The sequence below is a fragment of the Microcoleus sp. FACHB-68 genome (genome assembly GCF_014695715.1).
GTDB lineage: Bacteria > Cyanobacteriota > Cyanobacteriia > Cyanobacteriales > Oscillatoriaceae > FACHB-68.
Genome location: NZ_JACJOT010000007.1, coordinates 75,997 through 92,383 on the forward strand (window position 1 = coordinate 75,997; position 16,387 = coordinate 92,383).

General features: G+C 44.8%; 7 protein-coding genes. All 7 read left to right on the forward strand.

All coding sequences use genetic code 11. The annotated features are described in order from the left end of the window. Positions 1 to 174: 174 nt before the first annotated feature. Entirely contained in the window at positions 175 to 2,187 is a 2,013-nt protein-coding gene (locus tag H6F73_RS08805) for an ATP-binding protein (RefSeq protein WP_190758435.1), read from the forward strand. Positions 2,188 to 2,930: 743 nt separating this feature from the next. Continuing rightward, the gene (locus tag H6F73_RS08810; protein WP_190758436.1) at positions 2,931 to 3,983 is read left to right on the forward strand and encodes a diguanylate cyclase; all 1,053 of its coding nucleotides are present in this window, start codon (positions 2,931 to 2,933) and stop codon (positions 3,981 to 3,983) included. Between the two features lie 721 nt (positions 3,984 to 4,704). Next, complete coding sequence (locus H6F73_RS08815) at positions 4,705 to 8,322, forward strand: PAS domain S-box protein (protein WP_190758437.1); 3,618 nt, start codon at positions 4,705 to 4,707, stop codon at positions 8,320 to 8,322. Positions 8,323 to 8,849: 527 nt separating this feature from the next. Further along, positions 8,850 to 10,214 (forward strand): ATP-binding protein, encoded by a 1,365-nt coding sequence (locus H6F73_RS08820; protein ID WP_242072401.1) that lies wholly within the window; start codon positions 8,850 to 8,852, stop codon positions 10,212 to 10,214. Positions 10,215 to 10,365: 151 nt separating this feature from the next. Then, positions 10,366 to 11,790 carry an ATP-binding protein gene (locus H6F73_RS08825; protein WP_190758439.1) on the forward strand — a complete coding sequence of 475 codons (1,425 nt, stop codon included), beginning with the start codon at positions 10,366 to 10,368 and terminating at the stop codon, positions 11,788 to 11,790. A gap of 265 nt (positions 11,791 to 12,055) precedes the next feature. Further along, positions 12,056 to 12,580 carry a hypothetical protein gene (locus H6F73_RS08830; protein WP_190758440.1) on the forward strand — a complete coding sequence of 175 codons (525 nt, stop codon included), beginning with the start codon at positions 12,056 to 12,058 and terminating at the stop codon, positions 12,578 to 12,580. Positions 12,581 to 13,148: 568 nt separating this feature from the next. Beyond that, a complete protein-coding gene (locus tag H6F73_RS08835) occupies positions 13,149 to 16,169 on the forward strand; it encodes a sister chromatid cohesion protein PDS5 (RefSeq protein ID WP_190758441.1) in 3,021 nt (1,006 codons plus the stop codon). Positions 16,170 to 16,387 lie beyond the last annotated feature (218 nt).

The window sequence follows — 16,387 nt, forward strand, 5'->3', positions numbered from 1 at the left end:
GAACAAATTCTCCACAGAGTTTTTAATAAATCATCATTTGTTTTATCAAGCGTTGTACTGCGCGACATCTATTGAGATGAACCTATACTGTGGCTTTGGGTCACTGCGTAAGTTCTAAAACAGCCTATTGTTCAAGAAAGTACAGCCTCCTCTGTTAGGGAATAAAGCAACTCCATGACTCGTGAAAGACTCAGCAATCATGGCCTTTCGTCTGTTCAGACATCTCCGGAACGGAAAGTAACCGAATGCTGTCGCCCAGAAGAAATCCAGTGCCGGCGTGAGAAAAAATCTCCTTTTTCCTTTGTAAGTGTACCGGGACTGATTTATCAATTTTTGCAGCGTCAAGACGGTTCTCTCAGTTTCCTTTTCTTGAGTGCTAGCGTTCAGGAATTTTTTGAGGTGGACGCCGGGGAGATGGAGTCGGATACTGAAATCCTGATCTCCATGATTCATCCAGATGATCGGCCAGAATTCTATGACTCGATTTCCAATGCCGGCGACTGTCTGGAAGTGTGGCGGTGGGTTGGGCGGTTTATCTTGCCCTCCGGGCAAATGAAATGGATTCAGTGGGACGCGCAGCCTTCATTACAGGCGAACGGGAATATTTTTTGGAATGGGTTGCTGGTTGATGTCACCAGTCAGCAACAGTTGCAAGCTGAAGTTGAGCGGCTGTCTTTTTTGTTAAATTTGACTGAATTATTGCAAAGTTCAAGCAATTTAAATGAAATTGCTGAGTTTGCCCTGGAATACCTGGCCCAAGCAACGAATTCCGCCTCTGGAAATGTGCAGGTGATTGATGGCGGGGAAGACTGTCAAGCTTGCCCCCTGACCAATTTGATCGCTGCTGAATTTGTTGCAAGCAATTGTGAAACTGCCGGCGCTCAATCACAGCCGGTACAACATCGGGGCATTCCCAAAAGTCAGGCGCTGTTTTGGCAAGTGGTCGAAACTGCTCAGCCGACCTTCATTAAAGACTGCCCCCCTCATTTGAGTGCCGTCCCAGAATTTCATCAAGCGCCAACAGGTCAGATTGGGATTTTTCCCATTCCAGCTACAGATGGTACAGTTATCGGGGTCATTGCTTTAGAATCCCCTGATTTCCAGCGTATTCAAGACGCTTCTCAACAAGACTTACTTCAAGCCGCTTGCCGCATTCTAGGTGCCCGCATCGAACGTGCAAAGGCTCAAGAGCGGCTTTATCAGACGAATGCACAATTGCAGTGCACGTCCCAACAGTTGAGGCAGCAGGCGCAACATTTAGAGCTGACCTTGCATGAATTGCAACAGGCTCAAACTCAACTGGTTCAGAGTGAAAAGATGTCGAGTTTGGGGCATCTCGTTGCCGGCATTGCTCATGAAATTAATAATCCGGTTAATTTCATTCAAGGCAACTTACCTCATGCCCGCCGGTATTTCCAAGATATGCTGTATTTGCTGGAACTTTACCGGCAACATTATCCCCAGCCGGAGCCAAACATTCAATTAACGATTGAGCAAATTGATCTGGATTTCTTAATTCAAGATTTGCCAAAACTGCTTTCTTCGATGCAAGCCGGTGCAGAGTGCATTCACAGTATTGTTAGCAGTTTGCGTAACTTCTCGCGTCTGGATGAATCTGAGAAAAAGGTTGCAGACATCCATGAAGGCATTGATGGCACTCTCATGATTTTAGAACACCGGCTAAAGGCGCAGCCAGATCGTCCAGCGATTCAAGTGATTAAAGACTATAGCAACCTACCGTGTATCGAGTGCTACGCAGGACAGCTAAACCAAGTATTTTTGAACATTCTTAGCAATGCCGTTGATGCTTTGGACGAATCATTCGCACGAGGTTATCTGTCCAAAGCAAAGAATCAAGCATCCATGACAAAAAACAAAGGACAAATTAAAATCCATACCCAATTCCTAAAAGATTCTCGCATTATTATTAGAATTGCTGACAATGGAATCGGCATACCAACTTCAGTGCAAACACAGTTATTTGCTCCTTTCTTTACAACGAAGCCTGCCGGCAAGGGAACCGGCTTAGGGCTATCGATCAGTTCTCAAATTATTACTGAAAAACATGGCGGTCAATTAAGGTGTGTTTCCACTCCCTTGCAAGGAACAGAGTTTTTAATTGAAATTCCCATCCTGCCGGTAAAGCTTTCAGCAAGAGTGTGTGAAGAGTCCAGTGTTTCTTGTTAATGTTTGCTTCGTTTTATCATTTTCTACCATCAGTTGAAAGGCGATGGAGAAATTATTTCCAAAAACTAATTTTGGAAAAATCAGCAAATTTCTGCATCAGGTTTATGGGCGCTATAGCTTGAAAATATGGCAGGTAAAGCAGAGTCAGCCGGCTTTCAGATTACCTGCCAAAATCCCCAAAAACATCGTTTAAGTAAGAGGAAAGAAAAACGATAGCTTTTTACACTTGCAGCTATTAAAAGTGAAATATTCATGCACTAAGTAGTTGGACATGAAAATTGCCCTAATTAACCCCTGGCTATCGCCGTCCCCTAAGTAAGGGGGACTACAGGGGGTGTATTTAATTATGGCTACCTACTTAGCTTGTTAAAGATTAACAATAATTGAGTTAGTTATATTTGGGTTGAAACACCCATTTTTCGGGAATAAGAATTCTGATATGATGACTTCTAAAAAGCAAGCATAGCTGAGCACTGTCAAGGATAAATGAACGATTAATTTAAGATAAAATTAAATTATTTAAAAATTAAATTTAAATTTTCAATAAGAATCAAGTATTTATTGAAAAACTTTTGATTAGAAAAAGTAAAATTAAATTAAATCTTAAGAAATACTTATATTTACTGAGGAAAGTTTTATAATAAGTTTTAATAGAGTTTATTTTTGGGGAGTTAATAACACTCAGTCAAATATTCATTGAAATTACTTTAGTATAGCAAAAGTTTGAGCTAGCCTTTATCATTATGCTGAGTGGGTTCCGATCCGATTTATCGACTGCCCCAATATATCCTGACGCTCTCCATTTAGAGTCAACCCTCGGAAATCTATCGCTTTGGGAGTGTCAGGTTGAGTCTTATCATCTGGGTAAGGAAGCCGTTCGCAGATTTCAAGACAATCCACTGCTGCCTGGAGTGATTATGACAGAGCAGGGGAAGTTTGTCGGCATGATTTCCCGCTGGCGCTTTTTGGAACATCTCAGCCGGCCTTACGGATTAGAATTATTTTGCAATCGTGCACTCACCTCTTTATACCGCTTCGCTCAAACAGATAATTTAATTTTTCCAGTCAAGACCAATATTGTCGTAGCGGCAAAGCAATCATTGCAGCGGCCTGCTGAGTTACTCAATGAACCCATTGTGGTTGAAGTAACACCCCATGATTATAGGTTATTAGATGTGCATCAATTATTGGTCGCGCAATCACAAATTCACGAAAAAACTACTCAATTGCTGTATCAAACCTATCAGCAACTAGAGATAGTAAACCTGGAGTTCAAGCGCCTAGCCAGTTTGGATGGTTTGACTCAACTGGCCAACCGGCGCAGGTTTGATGAGTATCTAGAAGCAGAGTGGCGACGGTCGATTTGTGATCGCACACCTTTATCGCTCATTCTTTGTGACATTGACTTTTTCAAAAACTATAATGATAGCTGCGGACATTTAGCCGGCGACCAATGCTTGCGGGAGGTGGCGGTTGCCTTAAAGGAGACGGTAAAGCAACCTACTGATTTAGTTGCTCGCTACGGCGGCGAAGAATTTGCGATAATTTTGCCGAATACCGACGCTGCCGGTGGGGTAGTTATTGCGGAGTCTATTGTCACCCGCGTTCGAGAATTGCAGCTGGTTCATCCCAACTCACGAGTTTCCCCCTTCGTCACCCTCAGCTGTGGCGTAACCGGCATAATTCCCAGTTATGAATATATGCCGGCCCAGGTGATTGCAGGGGCCGACGAAGCGCTTTACAAAGCCAAAGCTGCCGGTCGTGATCGGGTTGTGGTTCAAACTTGTGACGGCTAATCGCGATCCTGGGGCCGGCAGCCGAAAGTTTCCCCACAAAAAAAAGTTGCCGGTTTCTCCTAGATGTTTCTAATTTTTTACATTCACCACAGTAACTGCGCTAGCCGGTTATAAACGATTTAGATAGGATAGCCCTGAAAATCTAACGGTAGGTGTAGGTATTATCTATTCAGCACAACAGATTTTTAGCGATCTCATCCTCTCATGCCGATTTGCTTCAGCAAATGCCTCTGAGATTGAGGAATTTCTGTTTTCCTGCGTCGTGAGTTATTATTAAATATAATCAAAACCTGTGATACGATTAATAATTCTCAGTAATTTTACTGTTGACAAATTGTTTTGGTTTGTTAACAAAGACAAACAGGATTTCTTCTAACGACAAAGTTAACGTTTGTAAATTACAGCCATTCGGTGCATTGCCTAACAACTCGCTAACAGCTCAGCATTCTAAACTAAAAAAATTAAAGGCCATTATAGTGAGCATTTTCACTCACCAAGAAAAGCAAATGGCCGTGCCGGCACCCAATGCCGATAACATTTTAAACTTTAAAGCTCAAATTAAATTAAATCCTCAACAAAATGCTACTAGAGCAACAATCTTCAAGACGAGAATACTTTGTGAAGTTTGGGCGAAATCACCATCCCAACCAACATCCCCCAACTCGCTTACCACGAAGAGGATAGGACTTATTAAATTTATCAAGCGCAGGAGGCAGACAACATGATGCCTGATCCTTCAGGGGTTTGGCAAAAAAATTCTCAGGGTGAAGCGACTTCTGGACTGGCGCGGCAAAAAAACTCCTATACAGAACACAAACATCTGGAGAGGACTTTGCACCAAACTAAAGTGGAAAAAACACCAGCAAAAACCGCTCTACGCCGCCCATTTATCTACTTCACCCTAACTGCCACCGGCTTGATCCGTTCAGTCAATCACTGGGGTGCTGCCTGTCTCGGTTACACAGTCTCTCAATTAAGGGACAAAGCGATTTTTAGCATTTTTCATCCAGATGATCGAGAAAGGATGCAAGCACTCGGAACTGCCTTTTTGTACTCATGTGCACCAGTTGCCCAGGGAGAATGCCGGCTGGTTTGCAAAGATGGATCGTCGTTTTGGGTTAAAGCAATTGCCCTGCAAAAAAAACATAGGCATTACAAACGCACTGGACTGATAGCTAAAATGAATATCAACACAGATCCACTTGTGCTAATTGTTTGCGAAGAATTTATGAATTGCAAACAAAATGAGCCGCATTTCCGGGCCACATTTGAATACGCCAGCATCGGTATTGCTCACATCGCACTTAATGGCCGGTTGCAATTGGTTAATCAATGGCTATGCGATATTATAGATTATACAGCCGCAGAACTTCAATCCTTAACATTTCAAGATATCACCCACCCAGATGATCGAGATACAGATCGTGAAGAAATTCGAGCGCTGTTAGCTGGAGAAATTCAAGCATACTCGCAACAAAAGCGCTTAATTTGCAAAGATAACTCAGCCGCTTTAATTAAACTTACCGTCTCATTGCTACGAGAAAATAGTGCAGGCTTCCCAATTTTAGCGTCTGACTTTATTCAAAATTCATCTTTTAAAATTCAAACTTCTTTAGGGGAACCGAAATATTTTATTGCAGTCATTGAAGATATTACCACACGCAAACAGGCAGAAACAGAACTTCAAGAAAGCGCAAATGCGTGGCTAACTGTTATCGAAACAGTTGGAGAAGGATTGACAGTCAGTGATGGTGAAGGGCGATTTGAAGTTTTTAATTCCAAAATGGAGGAAATTACAGGTTACACCAAAGAAGAAGCTAACGGCTATCCTGATTTCATTTCACTTCTGTATCCCGATCCGCAAGCTTGCTCTTGTGCGCTTGCCGGCATTCAAGACCTCGCACATAAAGGCGGATTTCGCGAGATTGAAACCACCATTCAAACCAAAGATGGCGTGAAAAAAACTTTATTAGTTTCTACCTCGGTCGTGGGATATAAAAATAAAAAGCTTTTTTTAAGCGCTTATCGCGATATTACCGAACGTAAGCAAATGGAAGAAGCAATTTGCATTGCCAAAGAAAAATATCGTAGTATTTTTGATAACGCCATTGAAGGCATTTTCCAGACAACAGCAGATGGGAAAATTATTAGTGCAAATCCAGCTCTGGCACGGCTGTGCGGTTACGAAACGCCGGAAGAATTGATCGCACAGGTGACAGACATCGAGCGTCAAATTTACGTTCAACCCACTCGAAGATCCGAGTTTATTGCCACCATGCAGGCGCAGCAGTCTGTATCAAACTTTGAGTCTCAAATTTATCGCGCCGACGGGAGTATCATTTGGATTTCTGAGAATGCGCGTGTCGTGAAAAATGCGGCGGGTGAGCTTCTCTACTATGAAGGCACCATCGAAGATATCACGGCACGCCGGCAGGCGCACGAGGTACTGCGGCTGCAAACTGAGCGAGAACGACTGATCGCAGCCATGAGCCAGCGGATTCGTCAATCGCTGAACCTTCGACACATTCTCAGCACCACAGTGGAGGAAGTGCGGCAATTTCTGGCAGCGGATCGGGTACTAATTTACCGCTTCAACCCCGATAACAGCGGCGTTGTGGAGGTAGAATCCCGTGATGCAAACTGGCCGGCAATGCAGGGCGTGTTAATTGAAGCGCCGTGCTTTCCTCAAAAATGCGTTGAGCTTTACAAACAAGGGCGCATTGGAGCGATGGAAAACATCGAGACTGCCAATCTGACCCAATGCCACATCGATTTACTGCTTCAGTTTCAGGTGAGAGCGAACTTGGTGGTGCCGATCTTGCTCAATGACGAAATCAGAATGAACAATCCAGACAAAGTTCTGAATTCGCAACCATCAGGTTCTAATTGCCGGTTGTGGGGATTGCTGATCGCGCATCACTGCCGCGAACCCCGCCGGTGGATTCCGGAAGAAAGTCAGTTGCTTAAACAACTGGCGACGCAGGTAGGAATTGCCATTCAACAATCAGAACTGTATCAGCAATTGCGCCTAGTTAATGTGGAATTAGAGCGCCAAGTCCGGGAACGCACCGGCTTGCTGCGACAAGCGCTCGATTTTGAAGCGATGCTGAAGCGGATCACAGACAAAGTGCGCGATAGTCTCGATGAAAGCCAAATTTTAAAAACTGTGGTGCGGGAGTTGGTTCTGGTTTTGGGCGCTGAGTGCTGCGATACAGCTTTGTACAGTGCTGATCAGACAACGGCTACAGTTTGCTATGAATATGGCACCTCAATGCCGGCACCCACAGAGAAAGTGGTGCCAATGGCGGACTTTCCGGGGGTATACAAGCAACTGCTGGCAGGCGAACACTTTCAATTTTGTGCGTTAGGGAAGTTTGTTAAAACAATTGTCCCTGAATCGGTGCGCTATAAAGCAATTTTGGCTTGTCCTATTGTGGATGATCAAGGCGTGCTGGGGGATCTATGGTTATTTAACCAGCAAGATTATGTGTTTAATGATTTAGAAATTCGCTTAGTGCAGCAGGTAGCAAATCAGTGTGCGATCGGGATTCGGCAAGCCAGACTTTATGAAGAATCGAGAGCACAAGTTGAAGAATTACAAAAACTAAGCTGGTTGAAAGATGAATTTCTCAGCACGGTTTCCCACGAATTGCGGACGCCTTTATCGAATATGAAAATGGCGATTCAAATGCTGGCAATCGCATTAAATCAGAAACATGGTTTTTTGGCAGAATTGGCGAAGCCTGAGCCAGAAAGAGGGAAGGCGGCTCGCTATTTCCAAATATTACAAACTGAGTGCGAGCGGGAAATTAGCCTAATCAACGATTTGCTAGATTTGCAGCGATTGGAGGCAACTGCTCAACCTTGCGTTGTAGAAACAATCGATTTAAAAGATTGGCTGCCGGCATTAATCAAACCTTTTTATGGACGGGTAAAGGAACACGAGCAAATTTTGCAAGTTGAAATTTGTGATCAACTGCCAGCTCTGAAATCAGATCCCGCGAGTTTGGGACGAATTGTAACGGAGTTGCTGAACAATGCTTGCAAGTACACCCCGCCGGGAGAGCGGATCATTGTCAGAGCCGGTGTTGCTGCAGAAGTTATTTATCTGAGTGTGAATAATACCGGCGTGGAAATTCCCGCCGATGAACTCCCCCGCATTTTTGAAAAGTTCTACCGGGTGCCAAAAACTGACCGCTGGCAGCAAGGAGGAACTGGGTTAGGGTTAACGCTTGTTAAAAAGTTGGTTAATCATATTGGTGGCTCGATTCAGGTAGAAAGTGCTGCCAATCAAACTGTTTTTACCGTGGCACTTCCCCAAATCAACTCTTGTCCCTAATCGCTGATTTTAGCGGATCAAAGCAGTCATTGTTTCCTTTCAAACTTTCGTTCATGGATTGGAAAAATTGCAGCAGAGATGATTATAAATTTTACTTTATCTCTTTGCTGATAGGCTTAGAGTAAGTTTACCTCTAGCTTGTCATTGCCTGTATCGCTCTATTAAAAATTTTGTTTTTCATTGCATTTTTTATTGATAACAAAAGTTTCAGGCTGAAATATTTATATATTTCGTTAGTTTTCGCAAGCAATATTTTACTTATTTAAACAAATTTTATGGATTTTTAAAATTCCAGGTTTAAAGGTATTGAATTATAATTCAATTTTTTGATTGGGTTAATATTTGATTAAATTTAGTTTAGTAAAAAATTAACCGTTTATTATTTAGTTTAATCAAATATTTTGATTTTTTAAAGATTTTAAAATTTTTAAATAAATGAAGTAGCATTTTGCTAGGATAAAATTATAGGAGTTATTTAAGTGATGTTGGCCAAACAGGAATTTCCTTGCGAGTTATCAGTGCGAGAAATGTCTGAAGTTTCCATGCCGGCACTACGTTTAGAGTCAACACTGCTAGAACTCACCCTTCACGATCTTCAAATTGAATCAGACCAGTTGGGAAAAGAATTGACGAAAGCTTTTACTGACAACCCCCTGCTGCCCGGAGCGATTTTGGTAGAGGGAGGTCAGCTAATGGGGATGATATCGCGACGGCGTTTTTTAGAACACTTAAGCCGGCCCTATGGATTAGAACTTTTTTCGCCGCGTCCGGTGAAAACTTTATATCGCTTTGCGGAAACCGAAGTTTTAGTGATGCCGGCGCACACTTTAATTGTTATGGCTGCTCGCAGGTCTTTGCAGCGCTCACCCAGGTCACTTTATGAACCCATCGTCGTAGAAATTGAACCGCAAGTTTACAGGCTTCTAGACGTGCATCAATTGCTCGTTGCCCAGTCCCACATTCACGAATTGACCTCACGCTTACTCAACGAGCAAACAAAAGCTCAGATGATGCAGACAGAGAAAATGGCCAGCTTAGGCCGGCTCGTGGCGGAAGTGGCGCACGAAATTAGAAATCCAGTCAACTGTATCGGCGGAAACATGGGATTTCTGTCAAATTACTCTGAAGACCTGATTAAACTTGTCTCAGCTTACGAATCACAAGTCAAATCGACCCCACCCCTGGTTACAGAAATTAAACAAGACATCGAACTAGATTTCTTGCTCAGTGATTTGCCAAAAGTTGTGGAAAGTATTAAAGTATCCGCCGAGCGATTAACCAAAATTGTGGGAGGACTGCAGAACTTTTCTCACATGGATGAAGCGAAGCGCAAACCGGCAGATTTACATGAATGCATCGACAGTACACTGCTAATTTTGCACAACCGGCTCAAATACGACATAGAAGTCGTAAAAAATTATAACGAACTGCCCCTGGTGCCGTGCTACTCTGGCCAACTCAGCCAAGTATTTATGAACTTGATTAGTAATGCCATAGACGCCTTAATGGATCAAGTTGAAGTCCAAGGCATTCACTCGACATGGAAACCCAGAATCGAGATTACCACCGGCATTCAAGAAACCGAAAACTCAAACTGGGCATTTGTGCGGATTGCCGATAATGGGCCAGGAATTCCCCCTGAAATTCAAGGGCGAATTTTTGACAGCTTTTTCACTACCAAGCCAATGGGGAAAGGAACTGGCTTGGGTTTAGCCATTAGCCATCAAATTGTTACTGAAAAACATCAAGGCAAATTGAATCTGCACTGCACAATCCTGGAACAGTGCGAAGACGACACCCCAAAAACAGGTAGCCGCGCCGTTACAGAAGATTGCCAACCCAACACCGGCACCGAATTTGAAATTTTGCTACCCCTGGGTTTAATCGCATAAGTGACCCTCCTGGCAGCAACCGGCAATCGAATGAAATGATAGGCTAAGGGTTAGAGCTTCTTGTAGCTTCTTGTCTGATAACGTCTATGCGTCCGGATGCTCCGGCGAACAGTTCTGCCTTGTGCCTAAAGAATCTGGTTTTGAATTCTCAATGCCATTCTTATCGGAGGGAAGCTATCAAGACCTCCGTTTAGAGTCAATCCTGCGAGAACTACCGCTGTATGACTTTCAGGTTGAGTTAAGCTGTCCGGGAGTTGCCCTGGCCGAAATTTTTGAAAAGTACCCCCTATTACCGGGCGCTATTTTAATAGATCAGGGCCAGTTTGTTGGGATGATTTCACGGCAGCGGCTGCTGGAATATTTGTTGCGTCCCCACGGGATAGAACTATTTTTAAACGAACCCCTCTCAGTTCTTCACAGCTATGCCCGTACCGAAGCTTTAGTGCTTCCCGACACCCTGCCGGTTGTGGCAGCGGCGCGGCAGGCGTTGCGGCGATCTCCTGAATTGTTGGGTGAACCCATTGTCGTTAAAAAAGAACCGCTTGCTTATCAATTGTTAAACGTACACGAGTTAAACATTGCGTATTGGCAAATTCGAGGCATTGAAACTCAGGTGCGTTTTGAACACATCCAAGCCCAGATGATTCAAAGCGAGAAAATGGCTAGCTTAGGGCGGTTGGTAGATGGAGTCGCCCACGAAATTTTAGACCCGGTGGGATTTATTTGGGGCAATTTAACTTATGTTGCCTCCTACAGTCAGGGATTGCTAGAGTTGCTGTCAGCTTACGAGAAGTACCTGCCCACGCTGCCGGCGGAAATTTCTGAACTTAAAGAAGAAATTGAATTTGATTTTTTGCAGCAAGATTTGCCGCGAGCGATCTCCAGCATCAAAACCGGCGCAGGTCGGTTAAAAACATTAGTGACCAGCCTGCAAAACTTCTGTCACATTGATGAAGTTTATCCCAAGCCGGCAGATTTACACGCTTGCATTGATAGCGTTTTGTTACTGCTGAAAAGTCGCCTGAGTGGTGAAATTGAGGTCGTCAAAAATTATGGACATCTGCCGCCGGTTCCTTGCTATGCCGGCCAGTTGAGCCAAGTTTTTATGAATATCCTCAGCAATGCAATTGATGCTTTAATCAATCAGTCGCTCAATCAAAAGTTTGCCATAGAGTTTAGAGGTTCAGGATTAAGCACACCCCCCAACCATACGCAAAAACCTCGCATTGAAATTACCACTCAAGTTCGTTCTCTAGGTTCGCCTGACCCTAATGCACCTGAATCTCGCGGAGTTTCGATTCGGATTGCTGATAATGGCCCTGGCATATCTCCCCAGAAACAACGCACAATTTTAGAGTCTTTCTCGATAGAAAAACGGGCAGAAAAAGAAACAAGCTTAGGGGTGAGTTACTGGATTATTACGGCCAAGCATGGGGGAAAGTTTTATTTGCATTCGCCTGCCGGCAGGGGGCAAACAGATTTGTCACAAAATGTTTCTACCGGCAATCACGTAAACGAAGAAGATTTGGCAAGTGATGCCGGCACAGAATTTGAAATTGTGTTGCCTTTGATTTGATAACCGTAGTTGGGGACAGTTGATCTGTTTGCCGATATCCCGGCGGTTAAAGGATGCTCTATCCCTTACACATCAAATCTCACTAAAAAAGCGGACTCTAGCTTTAGGAACTTGGCTGCCAGATGATACATTGTAAAACCTGTATAAAGCTAGCTTTGTCCAGCGTAAAGATAATGTAAAAACCCCGGTTGAAAGATTGACGTAGCTTATCAAAAAGATTTAATCTACTAATGTCTGCGTGTTTTTACTGAAGCAGGATGAGGCAGTGTCTTTGATTAAGTCCCCACTTCTTTCGCCAAGCCCAGCAAAAAACTTGTCTGAGGCGAGCAGCCAGCACACAATATCAACGCCGGCAGAATTTATCCAACTAGATTTTGAGAATATCACAGCTTTTGAAGGGCTGAGCGATCAGTATAGTTGCTTGGGTGTCTGGTTTAGCGGTGCGATTGCTCTACAGCCGTCTAACCCAGCTTTTGCGGCACATTCAGGCTCACAGGTTCTCATGCCGGTGGCGAGTTTAACCGGCATCACCGTTCGATTTCCCTGTACTATCAACACAGCCGGTGCGTTTGTCATGGGTAGCAAGCCGGTGGTTGTTACGGCTTTTGACGCCAACAACGATCCAATCGAGAAAATTAGCACTGCAGTCACCTACAGCATTTCACCTTCAGCTGAGCAACTAATTGCGCTTCCCTATAATCGCTTAGAAGTTAAAGGCTCGAACATCGTCAAGCTTGTATTCTTCTCCGCTGCACCTTTTATTTTGGACGATCTGTTCTTCTATAAATAAGCCGGGTTGCTATAACATCCGGTGTTAATGGCTAATTGCTAATAATTGTTGCATTGATAATCAACTTGTAGTAAAATCTCAAAACTTAATTTAAAAGGAAATTCCGTTTGCCGAGTTTGTCTGGCCATCTTGACGAAATGCCGGCGGATGCGGTGCAGGTGAAAGGTTCAGCATTTCCCTCTAATTGACAAGAATTTGTGTATTATAGTTAGGAAATTTAGAAATTCGAGACCGTAACAAGCAGCCAAGACTGAAGCGAATTTCTAAAAATAGCCGCTGGTGAGACGGCAAAAAGCAGCAATCGGGAATCATGTCATATAGTATTAAGCAGCAGACGTTTTGTTAGGGTGTTGGTCAAAGTCTGCTTAGGGTGAAAGGCTCCTGCAAGCGGTAATTTATACCAAAATCATCATGGAAATTACTTTTGATTGAGCCGGCAATCAGCAAGCCAATCTTTTAGGGTAAGTCAATAGTGAAACGGGAACAAACTAACCGCCTTCACTCATCTTGAACGTACAAATTATAAATTTAAAACTTTTGTAGGTCTGCTGCTACAAATTACAGCTTCATGGTTAAGCAATCTCAACATAAAGTATTCAAAGCCGCAAAAGTAGCCATTCTGTGTGTTACATTGCCCCTGCTCGCGCTCAGCAATATCTGGGCACAAGAACTATACGAGCTAGACATTGACACCCAACTTCAGCAGCTCAAAGACGAGGACGAAACCAACGACCAACCGGCCATCGACACCTTGGTGAAAATTGGCCCAGAAGCAGTTCCTGACTTGAGCGCAGCCCTCAAAAACTCATCAGAAGCGCGAGTGCGTGCCGGCGCGGCGAAAGCATTAGGCAGAATCGGTTCAGAAGCAAACGTTGACATATCCACGATCATTCCCCCACTTGTAGAAGCCCTGAAAGACTCAGAACCGGACATTCGCCGCGTCGCCGCTGAAGCGCTGGGCAGAATGGGTGCGCCGGCAATCCCAGAGCTAATCGCCGCATTAAAAGGGGACAGTTCATCTGTTCGGCTGATAGCGGCTGAAGCCCTCGGACAAATTGGGCCAGATGCCCGCTTAGCGGTGCCGGCGCTGATTGATAGGTTGGAGGACGGAGATTGGCGCGTGCGATCTGGGGCAGCCAGAGCTTTAGGTAAAATAGGCACCGAAGCCAAATTAGAAGCAACGGCAATTGTTCCGCCACTGATTCAAGCCTTAAAAGACTCAGATCCCGACGTGCGGCGCTCAGCAGCGGAGGCATTAGGCAGAATCGGATCGCCGGTGGTTCCCGATCTCAGCAGAGCCTTGCAGGATGAGAATGTCGCCGTTCGTACCGCCGCAGCCGAAGCCCTTGGACAAATTGGTGCCGATGCCAAAGAAGCTGTGCCCAATCTCATCGAGAAATTGCAGGATGCAGATTGGCGCGTGCGCTCCAGCGTGGCCCGTTCCTTGGGCAGAATTGGCTCGGAGGCCAAATTAGAAGCCCAATCCATCCTTCCGCCACTGATCGCAACACTCAAGGACAAAGATCCGGAGGTGCGGAGGGCGGCGGCTGAGGTGTTAGTCAAAATTGGCCCAGAAGCAGTTCCGGGCTTAATTACAGCCTTAACTGATGAGCAGCCGGCAGTGCGTACCGGCGTTGCTTGGGCGCTGGGACAAATGGGTTCAGATGCCGAGCGAGCGGTGCCGGCTTTAATTTCCAGCTTGAACGATAAAAATGAAGCAGTGCGATCAGCAGCCGCAGAAGCCTTGGGACGAATTGGTGCGGACGCGCAAACCGCAATTGCACCCCTAACAGAGGCATTGCAAGACCCCAATCAGTTAGTACGCGGTTCTGCGGCTGAGGCAACCAGACGCATCGCCGGCAGCCTTCAGGATCGCGCTGACGATCTCCACCTGCAACAGCTCAAATTTGCTTTATCCGACTTAACCCAAGCTCGATCAGCCTTAGAAGACCGCAAGCTGGAGCTTTTAAGCGATCCCCTTTTGTTTAAGTTCACCAAAGAAGAAATTGTTGTTGCCATCAGCCGGTCTATTAAAGCGCTAGAGACTGAAAAAGAAACTCGCTTTTTTGCGCTGAGCGCTGCTTGGATTCTCCAGCGAAAATGGATTTTATTGCCGGCAATTTATGCAATCACACTGCCCCTGATTTGGCTGTTAATCTTGTGGCTACGCCCTCTCTGGTTATTGGGCGTCAATGAAGCTTTGAAACCGTACAAACTCACCCTGTCAAAGCAGAGAGGGGTAACACTATCGGCTCGTCATTTGCTGTTTCTGGCGTTGTTCGATTATCATCCCAGAGTGCTTGATGCTTGGGTGGCGGCTCACATCCATTCTGCACACGGGCGATTTGCTCAGCTTGCGACGGTGAGTGATCGCCAAGTTCATATTCCGGTTCCGGTGATTTTAGATGGCAACACCGTTGCTAACCTCACCGGCAAGGAATTACGACCTGTATTTGCTCAAAAGCAAGTTAGATTACTGATTTGGGGAGAAGCCGGTGCCGGTAAAACCAGTCTCGCTTGTCAGTTGGCGAAATGGGCGATGTCTGATAACCCGGATGAACGTCTGTGCGATCATTTACAGATGCCGGTTTTAATTGAGCAAGAACTTGACAGTATTGCAGAAAATAGCCAATTTTCAAACATTATTAATTGGCGGCTGCAATCTGTGATCGGCACGCGAGAGCTAATTTCTGAAGAACTCGTTAAACGTCTGGCTCAAAAGAAACGCCTGCTAGTAATTGTCGATCACTTCTCTGAAATGAGCGACGCGACAAGAGCAGAAATTCGACCGGCTCATCCTGACTTTCTGCCGAATGCTTTGATCGTTACGTCACGAATTGAAGAAACTCTCGATGGGGTGTTTAAAACAACAATTAAACCGTTGCGGGTTGAAGGCAACCGGCTTTCATCGTTTATGGAAGCTTATCTGACTCAGCGAGGGGCGCGTGATCGCTTAAGTGATTTAGAGTTTTTTGATGCTTGTAGTTTGCTTTCTTTGATAGTTGGTCAGCGCAATATTACGGTTCTTCTCGCTAAGCTTTATGCTGAGCAGTTAATTACTTATAAAGAAGGCACCAGCAATGCCGGTTTAGCTGACAATATTCCCGATTTAATGATCTGCTATCTGAACGAACTCAATCGCGGTGTAACACAAAATCGGTTTGATGATAGCCTGGTTCATCACGATGCCAAAATTGTGGCTTGGGAGTGCCTCAAACAAACCTTTAAACCGGCAGCCGTGAGCCGCCATACAGCGCTTGCGGCTTTGGGAGGCAAACAAGCGGAAACCCGCATTGAGTATTTGGAAAAACGCTTACGTCTGATCCAAACGATTGATGCTGGTCAAGATAAAATCCGTTTTTCTCTCGATCCACTTGCCGAGTATCTTGCCGGTTTGCATTTGGTGGATCTTTACGGCAATAACACGCAACATTGGCGAGCATTCTTCAAGCAAGTTGATACCATGCCCGGTTCCCCACAGGGTTGTCAAGGCTTTTTATTAGCAGTGCGTGATTGCTGTCTTGCTAAGAGTAAAGAAGAGGAAATTCCTAGCTTTGTCGTCGAAGAAATTGGCAAACGAGCCGGTTGAAGGATGAGGAGAGGGACTAGAAACTAGATCGCCACTTTATTATTTTTTATTGACAAAAGTAGTATTGTGTGCATTAAGCGAATTACTCAGGGCAAAGCATTCGGATAGGAAAATTGCCGGCAGTCATGCCCATTTATCCCCAAATTCAGGACGAAGCATTCGGATAGGAAAATTGCCGGCAATTCCGATGAGTTATCGCCGAATGCTTTGCCCCTACA